The 19,418-nt window shown below is 69.1% G+C and carries 9 protein-coding genes and 1 pseudogene; 2 read left to right on the forward strand and 8 right to left on the reverse strand.

Annotated elements, in window-relative coordinates:
• Positions 1-77 precede the first annotated feature (77 nt).
• Both LDO13_RS12690 and LDO13_RS12695 read right to left on the reverse strand, forming a co-directional pair.
• Positions 78-3,077: a UPF0182 family protein gene (locus LDO13_RS12690; protein ID WP_224047085.1), complete on the reverse strand. Its 3,000-nt coding sequence runs from the start codon at positions 3,075-3,077 to the stop codon at positions 78-80.
• Positions 3,078-3,248: 171 nt separating this feature from the next.
• Positions 3,249-4,397 (reverse strand): S16 family serine protease, encoded by a 1,149-nt coding sequence (locus LDO13_RS12695; protein ID WP_224047086.1) that lies wholly within the window; start codon positions 4,395-4,397, stop codon positions 3,249-3,251.
• A gap of 235 nt (positions 4,398-4,632) precedes the next feature.
• On the opposite strand from LDO13_RS12695, the gene LDO13_RS12700 reads away from it, so the two are divergent.
• On the forward strand, positions 4,633-6,147 hold the full coding sequence (locus LDO13_RS12700; RefSeq protein WP_224047087.1) for a zinc-dependent metalloprotease: 1,515 nt from the start codon (positions 4,633-4,635) through the stop codon (positions 6,145-6,147).
• A gap of 31 nt (positions 6,148-6,178) precedes the next feature.
• Here LDO13_RS12700 and LDO13_RS12705 read toward each other — a convergent pair whose 3' ends face one another.
• The 3 genes from LDO13_RS12705 to nudC form a co-directional block, all read right to left on the reverse strand.
• Positions 6,179-6,859 carry a M48 family metallopeptidase gene (locus LDO13_RS12705; RefSeq protein ID WP_224047088.1) on the reverse strand — a complete coding sequence of 227 codons (681 nt, stop codon included), beginning with the start codon at positions 6,857-6,859 and terminating at the stop codon, positions 6,179-6,181.
• A complete protein-coding gene (locus LDO13_RS12710) occupies positions 6,859-9,000 on the reverse strand; it encodes an ATP-dependent DNA helicase UvrD2 (RefSeq protein WP_275960876.1) in 2,142 nt (713 codons plus the stop codon). The genes LDO13_RS12705 and LDO13_RS12710 overlap by 1 nt, the downstream gene beginning before the upstream one ends.
• 150 nt (positions 9,001-9,150) lie before the next feature.
• On the reverse strand, positions 9,151-10,218 hold the full coding sequence (gene nudC, locus LDO13_RS12715; RefSeq protein WP_224047089.1) for an NAD(+) diphosphatase: 1,068 nt from the start codon (positions 10,216-10,218) through the stop codon (positions 9,151-9,153).
• Between the two features lie 191 nt (positions 10,219-10,409).
• Between nudC and LDO13_RS12720 the strand changes: the two are divergent.
• Positions 10,410-11,543, forward strand: a pseudogene (locus LDO13_RS12720) (macrolide 2'-phosphotransferase); the annotation flags it as partial.
• A 353-nt stretch (positions 11,544-11,896) separates the two neighbouring features.
• On the opposite strand, the gene LDO13_RS12725 reads toward LDO13_RS12720, so the two are convergent.
• From LDO13_RS12725 to LDO13_RS12735, 3 genes are all read right to left on the reverse strand, one after another.
• Positions 11,897-15,445 carry an ATP-dependent DNA helicase gene (locus LDO13_RS12725; protein ID WP_224047090.1) on the reverse strand — a complete coding sequence of 1,183 codons (3,549 nt, stop codon included), beginning with the start codon at positions 15,443-15,445 and terminating at the stop codon, positions 11,897-11,899.
• A complete protein-coding gene (locus LDO13_RS12730) occupies positions 15,442-18,687 on the reverse strand; it encodes an ATP-dependent DNA helicase (RefSeq protein ID WP_224049779.1) in 3,246 nt (1,081 codons plus the stop codon). Before LDO13_RS12730 ends, LDO13_RS12725 begins: the two co-directional genes overlap by 4 nt.
• A 188-nt stretch (positions 18,688-18,875) precedes the next feature.
• Positions 18,876-19,292, reverse strand: coding sequence for an MGMT family protein (locus LDO13_RS12735; RefSeq protein WP_224047091.1), 417 nt, complete (start codon positions 19,290-19,292; stop codon positions 18,876-18,878).
• Positions 19,293-19,418 lie beyond the last annotated feature (126 nt).

Consider the following 19,418-nt stretch of genomic DNA (forward strand, 5'->3'; position numbering starts at 1 on the left):
GGTAAAGGTGAAGGCCGGGTTCCCGCTCCAGTGGAGCGCGAACCCGGCCTTCAACAATGTTCCCCGTCAGCCGTGTGTCAGCTGCTCGGTGTCGGGGCCGGCGTGGGCGCCGGGGTGGTGGCCGCCGGGGCCGGAGCCGGTGCCGCCGCCGCGATCTTGGCTTCGGCGTCGATGGCACGCTGCAGGGCCGCCGAGAGCTTCCGCTGCTCCTCGCCGTAGGCGGCGAAGTCGCCCCTCGCGAGGGCCTCCTGGCCGGCCTTGATGGCGGCGTTCGCCTCCTCCAGGGCCGCCTTCAGCTCTGCCTTGGCGTCCGTACTGCCCGGAGTGGACGGGGTGCCACCCGGCGTGGGCGTGGCGGGCGTCCGCCCATTGTTGGCAGAGTCACCGGCACTGGCTCCCGATGCACCGCCGAACAACTGGTTCAGGGCCTCATCCAGGGTCGGCGCGAACCCGATCTTGTCACCAAAGGCCACGAGGACGCGCTGCAGCGTGGGGTACGAGGTTTCACCCGTGGACCGCAGGTAGACCGGCTGGACGTAGGCCATGCCGCCACCGACCGGCAGTGTCAGCAGGTTGCCGTTGAGCACGGCCGAGGCACCCTGGCGCAGCAGGTTCAGCGCCTGCGAGACCGTGGGGTCGGAGTTGAACTTGTTCTGCGCCTGGCCGGGGCCGGGCACATTGGTTTCCGGCGGGATCTGCAGAAGCCTGAGCTGGCCGTAGCTCTCAGCCTTCACGCCCTTCTCCTTGCCGGCATCGGAGTCCGCGGCCAGGAAGCCGTAGAGCACGTTGCGTGCGTTTCCGTTGACCACCTGCGGGATGAAGGATGAGGTCAGCTGGAACGCCGGCTTGTCCTGATCAGGCATCTTCAGGGACATGTAGTACGGGGGCTGCTTGACGTCGCTCTGGACGGTCGGATCGTTCGGCACGCTCCAGGCGTCGTTGTTCGTGTAGAAGTTGTCCGCCTGGGTGACGTGGTAGCGGCCCAGGAGTTCCCGCTGGACCTTGAACAGGTCCTCCGGGTAGCGGACGTGGCTCATGAGCGCCCCGGACATTTCCGAGAACGGCTTGAGCGAGCTCGGGAAGATGTTCTGCCACGCCTTCAGTACCGGGTCCTGATCGTCCCAGGCGTAGAGGGTCACTTTTCCGTCGTAGGCGTCCACAGTGGCCTTGACCGAGTTGCGGATGTAGTTGACGGAGGTGTTCGGCAGGGAGGCTGTCCGCCCCGCCGTCGTCTGCGAATCGGCGGTAGCCTCGGAGAGCTGCTCCTGCTGGGAGTACGGGTAGTGCTGGCTGGTGGTGTAGCCGTCCACGATCCACTTCACCCTGCCGTCGACGACGGCGGGGTAGGCGTTGCCGTCCACGGTGAGGTACGGGGCCACCTTTTCGACGCGTTCCCGGGGGTTGCGGTCGTACAGGATCTGCGACTCGGCGTTCACACCGTCAGAGAGCAGCAGGTCCGAGGACTGGAACTTGATTGAGTAGAGGACCTTGTTGAAGAAGCTGCCCACGTTCGGGCCGCCGTCGCCGGTGAACGTGTACTGCGTTTCGCCGCCGCCTTCCTTGGCGGCGGGCCGGTCCTGCTCGCGGTTCGGGGCGCCGTCGGGGGCTCCGACGATGGAGTAGTCGGGCGAGTTTTCGCCGAAGTAGACCCGCGGCTGGTAGGTCGAGTCATTGCCGAGAACGCCGGTGGACGGGATTCCGGCCTGCAGGAATTCCGGCTTGCCGTCGACGGTGAACTTGTTACCCTTGGCGGCGACGACGCCGTAGCCGTGGGTGTAGACAACATGGCGGTTAAGCCAGGACTGCTGGTTGGCGCTCAGCCCGTCCGGGTTGAGTTCGCGGACCGCGATGACGGTGTCTTGGATCTTCCCGTCAATCTCGTAGCGGTCCACGTTCAGTGCGCTGGGGAACTGGTAATAGGGGCGGTACTGCTCGAGCTGGGAGAACGCGTCCGAGATCAGGTTGGGATCCAGCAGCCGGATGTTGGCCGTGGTCTGCGCGTCGGGGGCCAGGGCGCCCGTGGTGGCGTTGGTGGTGGCGTTGTACACCGACTCCTGGATCTTATCCAGGCCGTAGGCCGAGCGGGTCATGTTGATGTTCCGCTCGATGTACTGCTTCTCGAGCGTCTGCTCCGAAGGGCGTACCTGGAACTGCTGGATCACCCAGGGGTAGACGCCGCCGGCCAGGATGGACGTGATCACCAGCATGGCGGTGCCGATGACGGGCAGCCGCCACTTGCCGATCACGGCGGCGATGACGAACAACACGGCGACGAGGACCGCAGCCACGGCCAGGATGGACTTCGTGGGGATGACGGCGTTGACGTCTGTGTACAGCGCACCGGCCCAGCGGCCTCCGCTGTTCTGGACGGAGGCGTAGCGGTCCAGCCAGAAGTTGGCGCCCAGCAGGAGCAGGAAGGCCGCACCGGTGACGGCGAGATGGATCTGCGCCGCACGGCTGGTGAAGATGCCGCGTTCCATGATCCGGATGCTGCCGTAGAGGTAGTGCGTCAGGATGCCGGCAACACCGGCGACGATGGTGACGCTGATCAGGAAGCCGGTGACGAAGCCCAGGAACGGAAGGGTCATCAGGTAGAAGCTGATGTCGAGCCCGAACTGCGGATCGTTCTGGTTGAAGGGTTCCTGGTTCAGGAACAGAAGCACCCGCTGCCATTGGCTGGCGGCGGCGCTGCCGGCGAACAGCCCGAAGAGGATGGGCAGGCCGATCATAACGACGCGGCGGACCGGTTCAAGCTGGACCTGGTAGCGGTTCAGGTTGTCCCGGATGTCCGAGTCCGGCGCGTAGACCGGACGCGCATGGTAGGCGATCCGGATGGCGAAGAACACGGCGGCGAACATGATGGCGAAGCCGGTCAGGAAGATGACGATGCGTGCCAGGTTCTCGGTCAGGAAGACTTCGAAGAAGCCCAACTGCTGGTACCAGAGGACGTCCGTCCAGACATTGGCGAAGAAGATGAAGCCGACCACGATCAAGGCCACCACGATCAACGTCGGCGTCAGTGCGCCTCGTCGTTGCTGGGGTCTTCCGGGCGGGACAGTGCTGGCGGGACGGGACAAACTCGGTACCTCATAGCTGGTCGTCAGTTACTGGTTTTTAGTTATCAGTGCGGTGCTTCGATGCGGCAACCCAAGTTGCCGCGCCGTGCCTGCCGCCGGCACCGCCCGGAGGGGGCGGCGGAGCCGTCATATGTGCCACGAGTGGCAGCGGATCTTAGTTCCGCGGCCAGTCTAGTTGGTGGAGCAAACCGGAAGACCAGATGTGTCGGCCCCTGACGCGGCCAGTTCGACAGCTTTCCGCGCTTCGGCCAGGGTTTCGACCCGAACCACCTGCAGTCCGTCCGGGATATGGCCGACGACGTCGTCGCAGTTTGCGGCCGGGGCCAGGAACAGGGTGGCGCCGCCGGACCGCGCGCCGTGCATCTTCTGGCTGATGCCACCGATCGGGCCAACGGCTCCGTCGGGGGTGATGGTTCCGGTTCCCGCGACATGCTTGCCTCCGGTCATGTCGCCGGGGGTGACGGTGTCCACGATGCCAAGGGCAAACATCATCCCGGCGCTGGGACCTCCCACCTTTTCGAGGGAGATCTTGACGTCGAAGGGGAACTTGAACTGGTACTGCAGCATGACGCCGAGGATGAACCGCCCGGCCGGGGTCTTGGACGGCGTGATATTGGCCGTCACATTGTTGCCGTCACGGTCGACCACGACGTCCACCGGGGCGCCGTTTCCGGCGGCCAGTTCGGCCTGGACGACGCTCAGCGCGGTCGCCGGCTTGCCGTTGACGGACACCAGCACGTCGTTTTCCTGGAGTTTGCCGGCGGAGGCGGAGCCCTCGGGGATACCCGCGACCAGCATTTTCTGCTCGAACGGCGTGCCCAATTCCTTGAGGGCGGCGGCCACTGCGTTCTCCTGCGAGGTAGTCATCGCCACAGCGCTCTCCTGCTGGGACTGTTCTTTCGTGACGCCGGTGGGGAAGACGAGTTCCTCGGGGTAGACGGCCTTGGCGCCGTTGAGCCAGGCCGACAGCGCTTCCACGACAGTCACCGGCCCGTTGGGGCCCCCGTCAACGTAGACGGTAGTGAGGTCCAGGTTGCCTTCCGCCGGGAACGACTCATGGCCGGTAACGCTGATGACCGGTTTTCCGTTGTCACTGCCCAACGTGTTGAACGTCGGGCCGGGTGATTCCACGACGTAAGGGACGGGCAGGCTCAACGCGGTGATACCCAGCGCCAGGGTGAGCAGTCCCGACACGAGCATGGCTGATGCGCGCTTGTCCGGCTTCCCCGCGGAACGTGGTCCGGGGAGGAGGGACCGTCTGCCCCGGGACTGGCCGGCCGCCGGCTCGCTGGCGGGCTGCTCGCCCTGCGTAATCGTCAAAGAAGGACCTCTCCGTGCCGGCGCCCGGGGACCCGTCGGACCCCTGGTCAGCGCACCGCGACCGCAACCTGCGCCGCGGCTGCCGCCTGCAAATATTCCAGTCTCTAACACTACGCGCTCGGCTGCTTGGCCGGCTCTTTGCCTACAGCGAACGTGGCGGGGTTTCAGCAGACAGCCCGCTGGCAGCGGGGTACCGTGAACGTGAGAAGCAGCCACACCGACGATCGGCGGGATCATGACCTCCAACCCACTTAATCCGTCCAATGGCGACGAGGAGCCCCAGGATCCGCTGGCAGAAATGCTGAAGAACCTGATGGGCGGCCAGGGCATGGGGAACATCGACCCTGCGGAACTGGCGAAGGCCGCGGGGCTTCCGGACGATCCGAACCTCCTCGCCCAGATGTTCTCCCAGGTCCAGGCCATGATGAGCGCCCCCTCGGAAGGCCCCGTCAACTGGCAGCTTGCTCACGAGAACGCCCGGCGCGTGGCCGCCAGCGGATCCGACCCCTCCGTCACGGCGCAGCAGACGCGGGAAGTCGATGAGGCCCTGAGGCTCGCCGAGATGTGGCTTGACCAGGTCACCGGGTTGCCGGCCACCGGGCTGATCGGCCGGGCCTGGTCCCGGGCCGAGTGGGTTGAAGAAACGCTCGGAACCTGGAAGCGCCTGACCGAGCCGGTAGCCAACAGCATCGCGAATGCACTCTCCACCGCCATGACCGAGCAGATGCCGGAAGAGATGAAGTCCATGATGGGCGGCGCCTCCTCCATGCTGCAGAACATGGGCGGGGCGATCTTCGGCATGCAGTTGGGCCAGGCCATCGGCGCTCTCTCGGCCGAGGTGGTCAGCTCCACGGATATCGGCGTTCCGCTCGCCGACCTCGAAATGGCGTTGCTGCCCTCCAACGTGGCCAAGTTCGGCGAGGGCCTCAGCCTGCCGGAGAACGACATCCGGCTGTTCCTGGCCGTCCGCGAAGCAGCCCACGCCCGGCTGTTCGTCCAGGTTCCCTGGCTGCGGGGGCACCTCCTTGGCGCGATCGAGGCGTATGCCCGCGGCATCCACATCGACACGTCGAAAATCGAGGAACTCGCCCGCGAACTGGATCCGGGCAACCCGGAAGGCATCCAGGATGCCCTGTCGCAGGGTGTCTTCATGCCGCAGCGGACCCCGGCGCAGGAGCAGGCCCTCGAGAAGCTGGAGACCGCCCTTGCCCTGGTGGAGGGCTGGGTTGATGAACTGAGCTGGGCCGCCACCGAAAAAATGCTGCCCTCGGCTGCGGCGCTGCGCGAGACGGTGCGGCGCCGCCGCGCCACCGGAGGACCGGCCGAGCACGCGTTCTCCTCCCTCGTGGGACTGGAACTGCGGCCGCGCCGGCTTCGGGAGGCCGCCGCGCTGTGGGCCTCGCTGAAGGACGAACGCGGTGTTGACGGCCGCGACGCAATCTGGCACCACCCGGATCTGTTGCCCACCGCCGAAGACCTGGAGGACCCGAAGGGTTTCAGCGAGCGCAGGAAGCTTGCCGAAGCCAGCGACTCCGAGGTGGACGACGCGCTGCAGAAACTGCTGAACGGCGGATTCGACGAGCCCGAGGAATCCGGTGAGCCCACGGACGGCACCGGCGAACCCAGCGAAGCCGACGAACCAGGCGAACCAGGCGTAGCCGACCAAACCGAACAACCCGGACAAACCGGGCAAAAGGGTGAACCGGGAACCGATGATGTTCCCGGAGAGGGCGAAGGCCCTAAGCCGTAGCGGCTGAACGGGAAAAGCCCCGGCCGGAACTTCAGTTCCAGCCGGGGCTTTCGACGTCCACGTCCACGTCGTCGTCGCCGTCGTCTTCGCTGTCGCCGGCCGGCGCGAGGCCGCGGGACGTGGCGAACGAGACTCCCTCGAGGAATGCCTTGGCCCGGTCGGTATCAGGGTAGGCCTCGAGCAGCCGCCAGAACGCGGCGTTGTGGCCGGCCACCAGCAGGTGCGCCAGTTCATGGAGAAGCACGTAGTCGATGACCCACTGCGGCATGGGCTGAAGCTTGTCAGAGAGCCGGATGGTCCCGTCCGACGGCGTCGCGGACCCCCAGCGGGAGTTCTGGTTGCCCACCCAGCGGACCGAGGACGGCACCGCCCGGCCGCCGAAGTACCTGGCAGAGAGTTCGCTGGCGTGCGCCGCCAGGGCGGCGTCGCTCCGCGGACGCCGCCGTCCCGCGCCGCGGGTCCCCCGCTCCCCCTGCAGCCGCAGCTTCTCCAGCATTCTGTCCACCCATTCGCGTTCCTGGGCGCGGCTGAAGGAGGCCGGTATGGCCACCACCGCCGTGCCGTTCTCCCAGAAAGCGGCCACAGTCCGCCGGCGGCGTGCCGAGCGCCGCACTTCCACAGGCGCGCCGTCTGCGGTGGTCAGCGGCGTGCCGGGGGGTGCCGCCGGGCCGCCAGCCTCGTTGCGGGAACGTGTGATGCTGCGGCCCGCCATCAGACGGTGGTGCTTTCGACCAGCACTGCCAGTACTGCCTCGCCGTATTTCTCCAGCTTGGACGGTCCCACCCCGGGCAGCTTGGCGAGTTGTTCGAGGGATTCGGGCCGGGCCTCGGCAATGGCGGTCAAGGTGGCGTCGGTGAAGACCACGAAGGCGGGGACATCGGCGTCGAGCGCTGTGTCCTTGCGCCATTGCCGGAGCGCATCGAACGTCTGCTCCTCATAGCTGGGCGGGCACTGGTTGCAGCGGCCCACCTTGCGTTCGGCGCCGGAGGAGAGCATGGTCCCGCAGACCCGGCAGGTGGCCGGCACGGCGGCCTTGCGGCGTGGTGCAGGTCCCTTGCCGCGGGCCGAGGAGCTGGCCACGGAGTCTGGACGCAGACCGTCCAGGAAGCGCGACGGCTTCCGGTTGGCGCGCCCGCCCGGGGTACGCGCCGTGGACCAGGACAGGAACAGGTGTTCCCGTGCCCGGGTGATCCCGACGTACAGCAGGCGGCGTTCCTCGTCCACGGACTCGGGGGTGTCGGCGAAGGAGATCGGCATGAGGCCCTCGCTGAGCCCGACAAGGAACACGGCGTCCCATTCGAGTCCCTTGGCGGCGTGCAGCGACGCGAGGGTGACGCCCTGGACCGTCGGTGCGTGCTGGGCGAGGGAGCGTTCCTGGAGTTCATTGACGAAGTCGGAGAGGGTGAACTGGGCACCGCGGCTGACCACGAGCTCGTCGGCCAGCGCCACGAGTGCCGCGAGGGACTCCCAGCGTTCCCGGAGCGCTCCGCCGCTGTGCGGGGCGGCGTCCGTGTAGCCCAGCGAGGCGACGATGTCGCGGACGAGCTGGCCCAGCGGTTCGGGGCTGGCCGTCTCCGCGACGGCCCGGGTGGCTGCCCGCAGCTGCAGGATGGCGTCGCGGACTTCCTTGCGCGCGAAAAACCGTTCGCCGCCGCGCAGCTGGTAGCCGATCCCCGCCGAGGCCAGGGCCTGTTCGTAGGCCTCGGACTGGCCGTTGGTGCGGAACAGCACGGCGATCTGGCTGGCGGGCGTGCCGGCATCGAGGAGCCCGCGGACCTTGACCGCCACGGTGGCGGCCTCCGCCTCGTCGTCGGAGCATTCCGTGAATTGCGGGGCCGGCCCTGCGGGGCGCTGCGCCACGAGTTGCAGGGGCGTTGCCCAGGCTGCGTCCGCCGCCGGGCCGCCGCTGCGCCTGCCGCCCAGCAGCTCGTTGGCCAGTTTCACCACCTGCGGGGTGGAGCGGTAGTCGCGGATCAGCTTGACCACGGAGGCCTCGGGATACTGCGCCTTGAAGCCCAGCAGGTGCTTCGGCGAGGCGCCGGTGAACGAGTAGATGGTCTGACTGGCGTCGCCGACGACGCACAGCTCGTCACGGCCGCCCAGCCACAGTTCCAGCAGCCGCTGCTGCAGCGGCGAAACGTCCTGGTACTCGTCGACGACGAAGTGCCGGTACTGCTCGCGGACGGTGGCGGCGACCTTGGGGTCCTCCTGCAGGATGCCCACGGTGATCAGCAGCACGTCCTCGAAGTCGATGACGTTCCGGTCTGTCTTGACGTCCTCGTAGGACTGGAAGACACGGGCGACGGCCGTCAGGTCAAAACCGCCCGGGGTGCCGCGGCCCTGGGCTTTTTCCAGGTAGTTGGCGGGCGTCAGCATGGAAACTTTGGCCCATTCGATTTCAGAAGCCAGATCCCGGATCGAGGCGCGGTCGGTGCTGAGGCGCAGCCGCCGGGCGGCCTCGGCGATCATCTGGGCCTTGTGGTCCAGCAGGTTGGGCAGGACTCCGCCGACGGCCTGCGGCCAGAAGAACTGGAGCTGGCGCAGCGCAGCCGCGTGGAAGGTGCGGGCCTGGACGTTCCCGACGCCGAGGTCGCGGAGGCGGCTGCGCATCTCGGCCGCCGCCCGGGCAGTGAAGGTGACAGCCAGGAGCCGCTGCGGGCTGTACACGCCGGAGTGCACACCGTAGGCGATCCGGTGCGTGATGGCGCGGGTCTTGCCGGTACCGGCCCCCGCGAGGACGCACATGGGCCCCTGCAGGGTGCTGGCGACTTCACGCTGTTCGGCGTCGAGGCCGCCAAGGATGCGCTCTTCGAGGGAGCGGTTGTCCGGCGCCAGGGATTCGGCTTCCGGCACGCCGTCGCCGGACGGGCCGGACGGGAAGTCGCTGGACTGGAAGATATCAGTGTTCACTTTTGTTGCTCAGCCGTTCGAGGGTGTCCTGTGGATGCGCCGCAGGGGAAGACCTGCGGCGCATGGGTGCCGATGAGTGTTGTCGCGAGGGCCTCATGCGGTGTCCACGCGGTCCTGGATGACACCGCCGTACCAGTGCTCGATCAGGGACCGGGCGATGGACAGCCTGCTGGAGATGACAATATCGCCGCTGAGCACCGCTTCCTGCAGTTCGCTCCGGCTGAACCAGCGTGCCCGGGTGACCTCGACGCCGTCGGGCGCGGCTTCGGTGTCCTCGGTGGTGGCCGTGAAACCGAGCATCAGCGAGGCGGGGAAGGGCCACGACTGGGAACCGAGGTACTGGCAGGCCGTGACCCGCACGCCGACTTCCTCGCCGATCTCCCGGACGACGGCTTGTTCCAGCGACTCCCCAGGCTCGACGAAGCCGGCGAGGGTGGAATAGTTGCGGGCATCGAGCGGGCCACCTCCGCCGAGCAGAAGCCGGCCGTCTGCGCCGACGACCGTGACAATGATGGCGGGATCGGTTCGCGGGTAATGCTCGGAGCCGTCCGAGGGGCAACGGCGTACCCAGCCTCCGGCTTCCGGAACGGTTGCGGTCCCGCAGCGGGGGCAGTGGGTGTGAGTGCCGTGCCAGTTGGCGATGGCGCTGGCTTCGACGAAGATGGCGGTGTCCGTCGGGTTCAGCGCCGCTGCGACGTCACGGAACCCTGCCCACTGCGCGCCCTCGGGGATGCCGGCAATGTGGGCTTCGAATTCCTCAGCCTGGACTTCGAACTGCTGCGGCAGGAGAAACAGGATTAGTTCGGTGCCTGCCGGGAGATCCGAGCCGGGCAGGGCCGACCCGAGGTAGATCAGCTGCTCCGGGGCGTAGGCAGTGTCCTGCAGGTGCAGGGCGAGTTCGGCCGCGTCCAGCAGCACCAGGCTGTTGCCGTTGATGAGTGCCTGCCGGCCGGACAGGACCATCGCCCGTGCGCCGCCGGAGTTCATGAGCTCCTCAAGCATTCCGGGCTTCAGCCGGGCCGCGGAACCGCGGTCAATCAGCGCCGGGCGCACCGGAAGGACGGTGTCCAGGAGGTGGTTGGCGGCGAGGCCGGCGTGCGGGGAGACTAATGTGCCCGACTGGGCTTGGTTATTAGGCGCCGGTGGCTCCGCAAGACTCATGTACCCACCGTACTGACTCCCGCTGGCAAATGACATTTTTCCGCGGCGTATGTGGGCATCCGCACGTGCCCGCCGGGCGGCCGCCCCGGAGCCGGGCGGCAACGGAATCCCAAGGCGCAATTTATTCCTGATCTTTCAGACTCGCCGTGGTGCATCGCCGTCTTGGGCGCCGCTCAATCTACCGTGGAAGAGTGAGAAGAAAACCAATCGAACTGGCAGCTGTGGCAACCGCGGCAGTCCCCGGACTGACGCCAACCGCCGTTAGCTCTGCGCCCGACGATCCGGCAGACTTCGATTCGGCTCTCCTCCTGGATTCCGAGGGCAAGCGCTGGCGCGTTCGCTCGCCGCGCCACGCCGAGGCAAGCGCCCGGCTGGAAACGGAATTTCTCGTGCTGCGCGCGTTCGTCCCCGGCATCCGGGCCGAACTCCCGTTCCTGATGCCCACCATTGCCGGCACCGTGCGGCAGGGACCGCTGAGCACTTTCGTTTACTCGCATCTGGCCGGCTCCACGCGGTCCGTTGAGGACCTCGGCAACGCGTCTCCCGCCGTTGCCCGCGAAATCGGCGCGGCCCTGGCCGCCATCCATGACTTGCCGCACTCGCTGGTCAGCAACGCCGATCTGCCCAGCTATACGCCCAACGAGTTCCGCCAGCGCCGCCTCAACGAACTGGACCAGGCCGCGACCACCGGCAAGATTCCGCCGCTGCTGCTCCGCCGCTGGGAGCACGCCCTCGAAGACGTGTCCCTGTGGCGCTTCAACCCGTGCGTGGTCCACGGCGACCTCCACGAGGACAACCTGATGGTCGACGGCGACCGGGTCACCGCCGTGACCGGCTGGACTGATCTGCGCATCGGCGACCCGGCCGACGACATGGCGTGGCTCGTTGCATCCAACGACCAGGACTTCGTGGACGCCGTGCTGGAGCACTACACCTCCTCCCGTCGCGACGTGCCCGATGCCCACCTGCTGCGCCGTGCAGCGCTCTCCGCGGAATTCGCCTTGGCGCAATACCTCGTCAAGGGCATTGCCGCCGGGAACCAGGACATGATCGACGAGGCCGAGTCCATGCTGACCGTGCTCGCCGAGGACGTCGCGGAACACGGCGGGCAGCCGATCAGCGTTGAACCGCTCCTCCAGCCGGCGCCCGCCCCGGACGTTGGCCAGGCAGTGGGGCAGGACGATGGCCCGGTCCCCGCCGTCAGCAAGGTCACCCTGCTGGCCCCGGATTCGGTCTCCGGGATTGCCGCTGTTCCCCCGAGCAGTGCGATGCCTGCCGTCCAGGTGACGCCGATCCCCGTCGATTCCCCTGACACTGACGGCGCGGCCGGCAGCGCGTTGGAGAACGCCAGTGCGTTGGAGAACGGCGGTGCCGCGCAAAACGATGCTGCCGCCGAAAACGAGGGTGCCGTGGACAACGCCGGCACCGCAGACGGCACGGGCGCGGCCGGAACGGCGGGCCACAAGGTCTCCAGCGTCTCAGTGACGGCCATTCCCGACGACGAGCCGGCCGCGGGCGGAACCTCCGGGGAAGACACCTCGACGCAGTCAATTGCCGCGGTTCAGGCAGACGGCCCGGTGCGGGCCGGTGATGCAGCCGCAGTGGACACCGCAGACCGGGCGGGCGGTGCCGACGACACGTCGACCACCGCTCTCACGGTGGTCGACGCGAAATCCCGCTAGCCGGCCCCCAGGGCCGCTGCCACGATCTGCTCGAGCCGTTCCGCTGAGCCCAGATCGTGCGGGCGGACCACCTGATTGTCCGCCACGTAGTAGAACGCTGCCCGGACCTGTTCCAGCGGAACGTCCTTGAGCCGGGCCCAGGCCAGCCGGTACACAGCAAGCTGCACTGCCTTGGTCTTCAGTTGGGCGGCGGACGGACGGCGGCCCGTCTTCCAGTCCACCAGGTCCCAGCCGCCGTCGGCGTCGCGGAAGACGGCGTCGATCCGGCCGCGCACCACGACGTCACCGATCCGCGTCTCCACCGGCACTTCGACGTAGGCCGGGGCGCGGTTGGCCCACTCGGACTGCCGGAAGGTCTCCACCATCGTGTCCAGCCCGTAGGCCTCGTCGATATGGTCATCGGAGCCTGCAGCCTCGCCGAGGTCCAGCATGCCGGCCGTGCCGAAGTACTCCTCCACCCAGGCGTGGAAGGCCGTGCCCTTGCGGGCGGACATCCCCGGTTCGCGCGGCACCGGACGCCGCAGCCGGGCGACGACGGAGCCGGCGTCGTCCTCCAGATCCACCAGGGTGGACGCGGAGATGTGGCCCGGCAGGTGCACGTCCTGCACCAGCGTGCGGCGGGAGCGGCGTTCCAGCAAGGTGGCGGCCTCGAGCGCCCAGCCGCCGGCCGGGCCGCGCAGGGGCCGCCGCTGTCCAGGACCAATGCCGCCCGCCTCTGCGGCGGCGTCCACCAGAACTCCGGAGTCCAGGGACTCCAGCACCCGTGCCGCCGCGGACTGCATCGCCGCCCGCCGGCCGGGAACCAGCCGCAGCCGCGCCCCCGTACGCGGATCGGTTGGCCCCTCGAGCGGGTCGTACGGCCACCCGGCCACTTCGAGTTCCGACGTCAGCGGGCTCTCCTCCGGCAAAGATTCCTCACTGACGGAGAGCGGGTGGATCCCGGCCGCGCCGCCGTCAACAAGCACCTCGAGCTCGGCCAGAAAGGGCGACATGTCCGCCATGCCGGCGCGGGAGCCGACCCAGGCGGCGCTGGAAACCCAGAGCACGTGCTTGGCCCGCGTGTAGGCCACGTAGGCCAGCCGCCGTTCCTCGGCCTCGCCGTGCACCTGCACGGCGGACTTGAACTCCTTCTCCGCGTCGAGCCAGCCTTTCTGGTCCGGGTGGTCGAGGTCCCACTGCGGCAAGTCCGCGCGGTCCCCGCGCAACGGCCAAGGCAGCGCGGCACTGCCGCTGCTCCAGCGCGAGTCCCGGCTGCTGGGGAAGGCTCCGGCGTTCAGCCCGGGCACGAACACGACGTCCCATTCCAGGCCCTTGGAGGCATGGACGGTCAGCAGCTGCACCGCTTCGTGGTTCACTTCCGGCGCAGCGGCGTCAAGGCCGTTTTCTTCGGCGGCGGCGGCCTCCAGCCACGCCAGGAACGCGAGGACGTCGACCCGCTGGGACGTATAGAGGAACCCGGCTGCGGCGTCCTGGAAGGCGTCCAGGTTGCGGCGGGCCTGATGGATGCTGATTCCGGGCCGTGCCGCCACTTCGATGTCCAGCAGCATGGCCCGCTCCACCTCGCCGAGGAGCGTGGTGAGGTCATCGCCCATGTAGCCGCGCAGTTGACGCAGCTCCGCCGAGAGCCGGTGCAGGCGTTCCAGCGCCTCGGGGCTGAGCCGGCGGCCATGTGCGGACGTCCAGTCCTCCCGCGGCAGCCAGTCGAGGGCCTCGACCAGGCTGGCGGCGTCGGTCAGGTCACCCTCGATCACGGCCGCCTCCACTCCGTCGTCGACGGCGTCGGCGGCTTCGTCGTCAGTCGTGCCCGGGCGGCCGCGGCGCCGGGCAAGGAAGCTGGACCAGTCCCGCAGGGCCATCAGGTCCGCGGCGCCGATCCGCCAGCGCGCCCCGGCGAGCAGGCGCATCAGCGAGTCCGAGCGGCCCGGATCAGCCAGCACCCGGAGGGTCGCGACCAGGTCGACAATCTCGGGGGTGTCCAGCAGCCCGCCGAGTCCGACGATCTCGTACGGGATCCCGCGCACCTCGAATTCGCGGCGGATGCATTCCATCTGGGCGCGCCGGCGGCACAGCACCGCCATGGCCGGCGGCTCGGGCTCCGCGGCCGACCCGTCGAAGTCGGTCACCCGGAACTTCAGCACGTCGTCCGCGATCGCCGCCGCCTCGTCCTCGTCGGTGCCAAAGCGGCCCATCAGCACACGGCCCTGGACCGCGGCCGGGCTCGGCTGCAGCGGCGGCACCTCAACGCCCCCGGCGGTGTCCCGTTCGCCGGCCGGGCCGGTCTGGGCTGCGGCCCTGCTGAGGGGTGCCGAGATGACATTGGCGGCGGCGAGGATGTTCCGGCCGTTGCGCCATGCGGTAGTGAGGTACGACGTCGGCGCCACGGCAAAGCGCGCGGCGTTGTCATTGCCGGAAACGTCTGCAGCGCCGTCGTCGGCTGATTTGTCGGCAGATTCATTGGCGGGGAGCCGTACCGGGAATTCGCGGACGAAGTGGAACAGCTGGCCTGCGGAGGCACCGCGGAAGCCGTAGATGGACTGGTTCGGGTCCCCTACCGCGGTAACCGCATGGCCGTCGCCGAACAACCGCGAGAAAAGGACGAGCTGCGCGTGCGAGGTGTCCTGGAATTCATCCAGGAGAACCACCTTATAACGCTGCCGTTCGGTCTCGGCGGCGACCGGGATCTCGTTGGCGACGCGGGCTGCGAGGGCCACGAGGTCGCCGAAGTCCAGGGCGCCGCGGGCGCGCTTGGCGTCCGTGTAGCGCCCCACCATCTCAGCGACGCTGGCCCGCGTGCGCAACAGCCCGCTGAGTTCGCCCGCGGCCTGACTGGGGTTCTTCTTGGCCGTGGAGAGATAGGGCAGCGACTCGAATTCGGCCACCCGGTCCAGCAGCCAGCCTCGGACCCCGGCCGGGTCCTGGAGGTGTTCGGCGCACTCACCAGCCAGCTGGATGACGGCCTTGACCAGCGTGGACTTGGCGGAGCGGAAGTGTTCATACTCGCCGTCGAACGCCTCCACGACCTCACTCGCGAGCTGGAAGGACTGTGCGCCGCCGAGCAGCACGACATCCCGCTCCACGCCGAGCCGGAGGCCGTAGTCCGACACGATCCCGCTGGCATAGGAGTGGTACGTGGAGACCTTGGGCTCCAGGGCGTCGGTGCTGAGCAGCCCGGCGGGGAAGACGTGGTTCTGGGTGTCGGCCGCCGCGATGCGCTGCAGCGCGGCCAGCTTGGCGCGGATGCGGGTGGCCAGCTCCCCGGCGGCTTTCCGCGTGAAGGTCACGCCGAGCACTTCTTCCGGCCGGACCCAGCCGTTGGCGACGAGCCACACAACGCGGTCGGCCATGGTGGCGGTCTTGCCCGAGCCCGCGCCGGCGATGACGAGCCGGGGTGACAGTGGCGAGGAAATGATGTGCGACTGTTCGGCGGTGGGGCTGTTCTTCTCCCCCAGCATGGCGGAGAGCTCCTCGGGGGTAAACATCGGAGAAGGAGGAGCGGAGGGAGGGGCGGCGGGCACCCCGCCGGGCAGATTTGGCTCGGCGCTCATTCGGTGACCTGCTTTCCCCGCACGCACAGCGGGCAGACTTCGGGAAGACGGCAGCCATGGCCGCCGTGGCCGCCCTTGGAGGGATCATGTCGCGCCTCAAAGGTGCTGCCCGACATGACCCCGGCGGCGTCGCCCACCATGTCCAGTGCCCAGTTGTCCGCCGGGTCCAGCGGCGTCTGGGCCTGGATGCCCGGGCTCTTGGTGGTGGTGCCGAGCTGGGCCAGGACGGCCCCGCCGGGCAGCGGGGGCGGGCCGTCGTCGGGCCCGCCAAAGCCGCCGGCCAGCACAGCCGCCTGGTAGGCGCCCAGCTGCGGATGCCGCTCGAGATCGGCTTTGCCTGGCTGCCGCTTGCCGGTTTTGAGGTCGACGACGACGAGCCGGCCCTCGGCGTCGATCTCCAGCCGGTCGACCTGGCCGCGCAGCACGGCCGGGCGGGCCGGCCAGGATTCGCCGTCAGTGCCCGCGCCGGGGGCGTTGGCGCTGGGGGCCGCAACGTCCGGGAGTTTCACTTCGAAGTCCTGCTCGACGCCGACCAGGGACCGGCCCTCGCTGCGCATCACCAGCACGTACTGGGCGAGTTTCCGGACCATGGTTTCGGCGCGCTGGAAGTCCAGCTTGCCTTCCCAGTTGTCCTTCATCCCGAGCGTTGGCCAGCGACGGACCAGCTCGGCCACGTAGTCGCTGCCGGAGGCTTCCGGCAGGTCCTGCGCAATGGCGTGGACCAGGGTGCCGAGGCTGCGGGCGAAGTCGGTGGCGGCCTCTCCGCCGGCGGCCTGGACGAACCAGTCCAGCGGCGATTTCTGTACCGTTTCCACTTTCGACGGCGACACGTAGACGGTGCCGCCCGGGGGAACGACCGGCTCCTCGGTGGACAGCGGCGCAAGGCCCCACCAGCTCGCGGGGTGCGCCCCGGGCACGGGCGGCTGTGCCGCGGCCAGGGCGCCGAGAACGGCACCGGCCTCCAGTGCTTCGGGGACTCCGGCGTCGAGCTGGGCGTACTGGCGCAGTTCGGCGACGAGGGCGCGCAGGGTGAGCGGACGCTCCACGGGGGTGAACCCGCGCCGGTCCTGGTCAGGGTCCAGGGGTGCCACGTAGTCCAGGAACGAGGAGGGCTGTTCGTCCTCCGAGGAAACGGCGGTGCAGATCAGCACCTGCTGCGCCCGCGACACCGCGGTGGAGAAGCTGCGCAGTTCGTCATAGCGGATTTCGCGCAGCCGGCTGAGGGGATCCAGCTGCAGGGCGTAGTCCACACCGTGCTCGACGGCGTCGGCGAACAGCGTGCTGCCGAGCAGTTCGCCGCGGAGCCTCGTGTTGGGCCACACGCCCTCCTGGAGGCCGGGGACGATGACCACGGGCCATTCCCGGCCGGCGGCGCTGGCCGGGGTCATGAGTTCCACGGCGTCCTCCAGCTGGGCGCGTGCGGCGAGCGTGTCCATCGGGAGTTCCTGGCTGAGCAGGTACTCGAGGAACTGTTCCGGTCCGGAGCCGGGCAGCTGGTCCACGAAGCGCTCGGCGGTGTGGAAGAGGGCCATCATGGCATCGAGGTCCCGGTCCGCCCGGGCCCCGGCCGCTCCCCCTGCCAACGCCGCCTCGGTCCAGCGGGAGGCAAGGCCGGTGGAGCTCCAGAGCGCCCACAGCACCGTTTCGGCGTTGCCGCCGGGCGCCTGGGCCGCGTCCCTGCCGGCCTGGATCATCCGGGCAATGCGGCGCGCGGAGTGCCCCTCGATGCCGAGGGTGGCCAGCGCTCCCGGTTCGAGCAGCGCCTCGACGAGGAGCACGTCGCTCGTGCGGCCGCCGCCGCCCAGGAGCTCCTCCCGGCGCAGGGACTGCCGCAGGCGCCGCAGTTCGATCGCGGTGGCTCCGCCGATCCGGGAGGTCAGCAGGGCCACGGCCGCCTCGGGGGTCAGCATTCCCGGGTCCAGGGCCACGGCATAGGCGTCCAGCAGGGGCCGGACGGCCACCTCGTCCCGGACCGCGGATTCGGCCACCGGGATCCGGACCGGGATACCCTGGCCGGCGAGGTAGCGCTGCAGCTGGCTGAGCTGGCCGCCGTTGCGCACGATCACGGCGATGTCACCGAGTTCGCGGCCGTCGTTGAGCTGGGCTTCCAGGATCCGCTGGGCCACGTACCGCAGTTCGTGCACCGGTGACGGCAGCAGGTGCGCCTCCACCGTGCCGCCTGCGGGGCCGGAATCCTGGGGCCGTTCGAGCCGTCGCGCGGACTGCCCGCCGGCGCGGCGGGAGATCCGCCCGGCTACGGAGAGCCAGGCGTCCGCGACGGCCGGCGTGTGGCGGTGCGCGGTCCAGAGCGGCCGCTCGAGGACGGTGCCGCCGGCGGGGGCGAGCAGCCGGGGAAGCTCCGCCACGAGGTCCGGGCGGGCGCCTCGGAAACCCTGGACCACGGTGTCCGGCGATGAGGTGATGAGGACGTCTTTGCCTGCGGCGATATCCGCGAGCAGCTCGAACACGGCAGGGTTGGCCTCCTGCATGTCGTCCACGAGGACCAGCTGGAGCCTGTCGCGTTCAGCGGCCAGGAAGTCCGGTTCGTCCTGGAAGATCTGGCGTGCGGCGGTGATGATGCCGGCCGGGTCAAAGGATTCGGGCATGCGCAGGTCAAGCACGTCGCGGTACTCGGCGTACAGGGCTGCCGCGGCCACCCAGTCCGGCCGGTTGCAGCGCCTGGCGAGGGACACGAGGTCCCCGGCGGTCCGTCCGGATTCGATGATCCGGTCAAAGAGCTGCCGGACTTCCTGACGGAAGCCGCGGGTCTGCAGTGCCGCGCCCAGGTCCTCCGGCCAGGGCAGTTCAAGTCCGGGCTGCGCGTGCCCTTCGAGCAGTTCCTTGATGATCAGGTCCTGCTCCGGACCGGACAGGAGTTTCGGCGGGCGCGGCAGCGGCAGGATGCCTTCGGCCTTGGCGCGCCGGATCAGGTCGAAGGCGTACGACGCCCAGGTGCGGGCCGGCGTCGTGCTGAGACTGCGGTCCAGCCGCGCGGTGAAGCGGTCCCGGAGCGAGTCAGCGGCGAGGCGTCCGGGGGCGAGGATGAGCATCCGCTCGGGATCGAGGCCGTCCCGCTGCGCGCGCCGGACCGCGGCTTCCACGAGCACCGTCGATTTGCCGGTCCCTGGCGCCCCGGGGATCAGGACGGGACCGGAGCCGTGCGGGACGTCGACAGCCGCGAGCTGGTCCGCCGACAGCACGGGCACCGCGCTGTGCAGCTTGCGCGGCGGCAGCAGGCGCAGTGCTGAACCTGACGTGCCGGAACGGGCAGGACGCGGGCCTCCCTTGGACGGCGCGGGCGACGCGGGCTGTGCCCCTGCTGGCTGTGTTGCTGTGGGCTGTGCCCCTGCTGGCTGTGTTGCTGAGGGCTGCATTGCTGTGGGCTGCATTGCTGTGGGCGGGGCGGACTCAGGATTCTGGCGGGGGATGCTCACACAGTCATTTCATCATCGGGGGCCGACAGTTTATGCAAGGAGCGCTCCAGCCGCTCGGCAACCGCGTCGATCCGGTCGAACTCACCGTCGCTCGGTGCCCAGCGGGCGGCCATCAGGTCCACCCGCCAGCGTCCCTCGCCCGTGCGGAGGTATTCGGCATAGCTGCCCAGCAGCGGGGTTCCCTCCACGATGTACAGGGCAAGGGCCTCGCGTTCGTGTCCCGGAGGCGCGTCTCCGCTGGCCTTCAGCACCCGCCACCAGGGCACGGAGCTGCCGTGGTGGCTCATGACGGAACCGATCTGCCGGGCACCGCCGGAGCCGAGGAGTTCGGCGACGTCGCCGTACGCCACTGCGGCGCCCGCCGGGATCAGGCTCACCACGTCCAGCACCGCCTCGACATACTCCATCCGCATGACACAAGCCTAGCGTCCGGGGGGCGCCGGGCAGCCCCGCATCGGCCCTGTCAGGACGCTCCCCGCGCCGGTGACCTGATGCTGGGCAGCGTACGGGGTGGTGGCGCATTACTGTCGGTGGCAGCA

It is taken from the genome of Arthrobacter sp. NicSoilB4, from assembly GCF_019977335.1.
Taxonomy (GTDB): Bacteria; Actinomycetota; Actinomycetes; order Actinomycetales; family Micrococcaceae; genus Arthrobacter.

Excerpts from the sequence above, each read along its gene's own strand:
- LDO13_RS12735 (WP_224047091.1), bottom strand. The coding sequence starts at position 19,292 with ATGCGGATGGAGTATGTCGAGGCGGTGCTGGACGTGGTGAGCCTGATC.
- nudC (WP_224047089.1), bottom strand. The coding sequence starts at position 10,218 with ATGAGTCTTGCGGAGCCACCGGCGCCTAATAACCAAGCCCAGTCGGGC.
- LDO13_RS12725 (WP_224047090.1), bottom strand. The coding sequence starts at position 15,445 with ATGAGCGCCGAGCCAAATCTGCCCGGCGGGGTGCCCGCCGCCCCTCCC.
- LDO13_RS12705 (WP_224047088.1), bottom strand. The coding sequence starts at position 6,859 with ATGGCGGGCCGCAGCATCACACGTTCCCGCAACGAGGCTGGCGGCCCG.
- LDO13_RS12700 (WP_224047087.1), top strand. The coding sequence starts at position 4,633 with ATGACCTCCAACCCACTTAATCCGTCCAATGGCGACGAGGAGCCCCAG.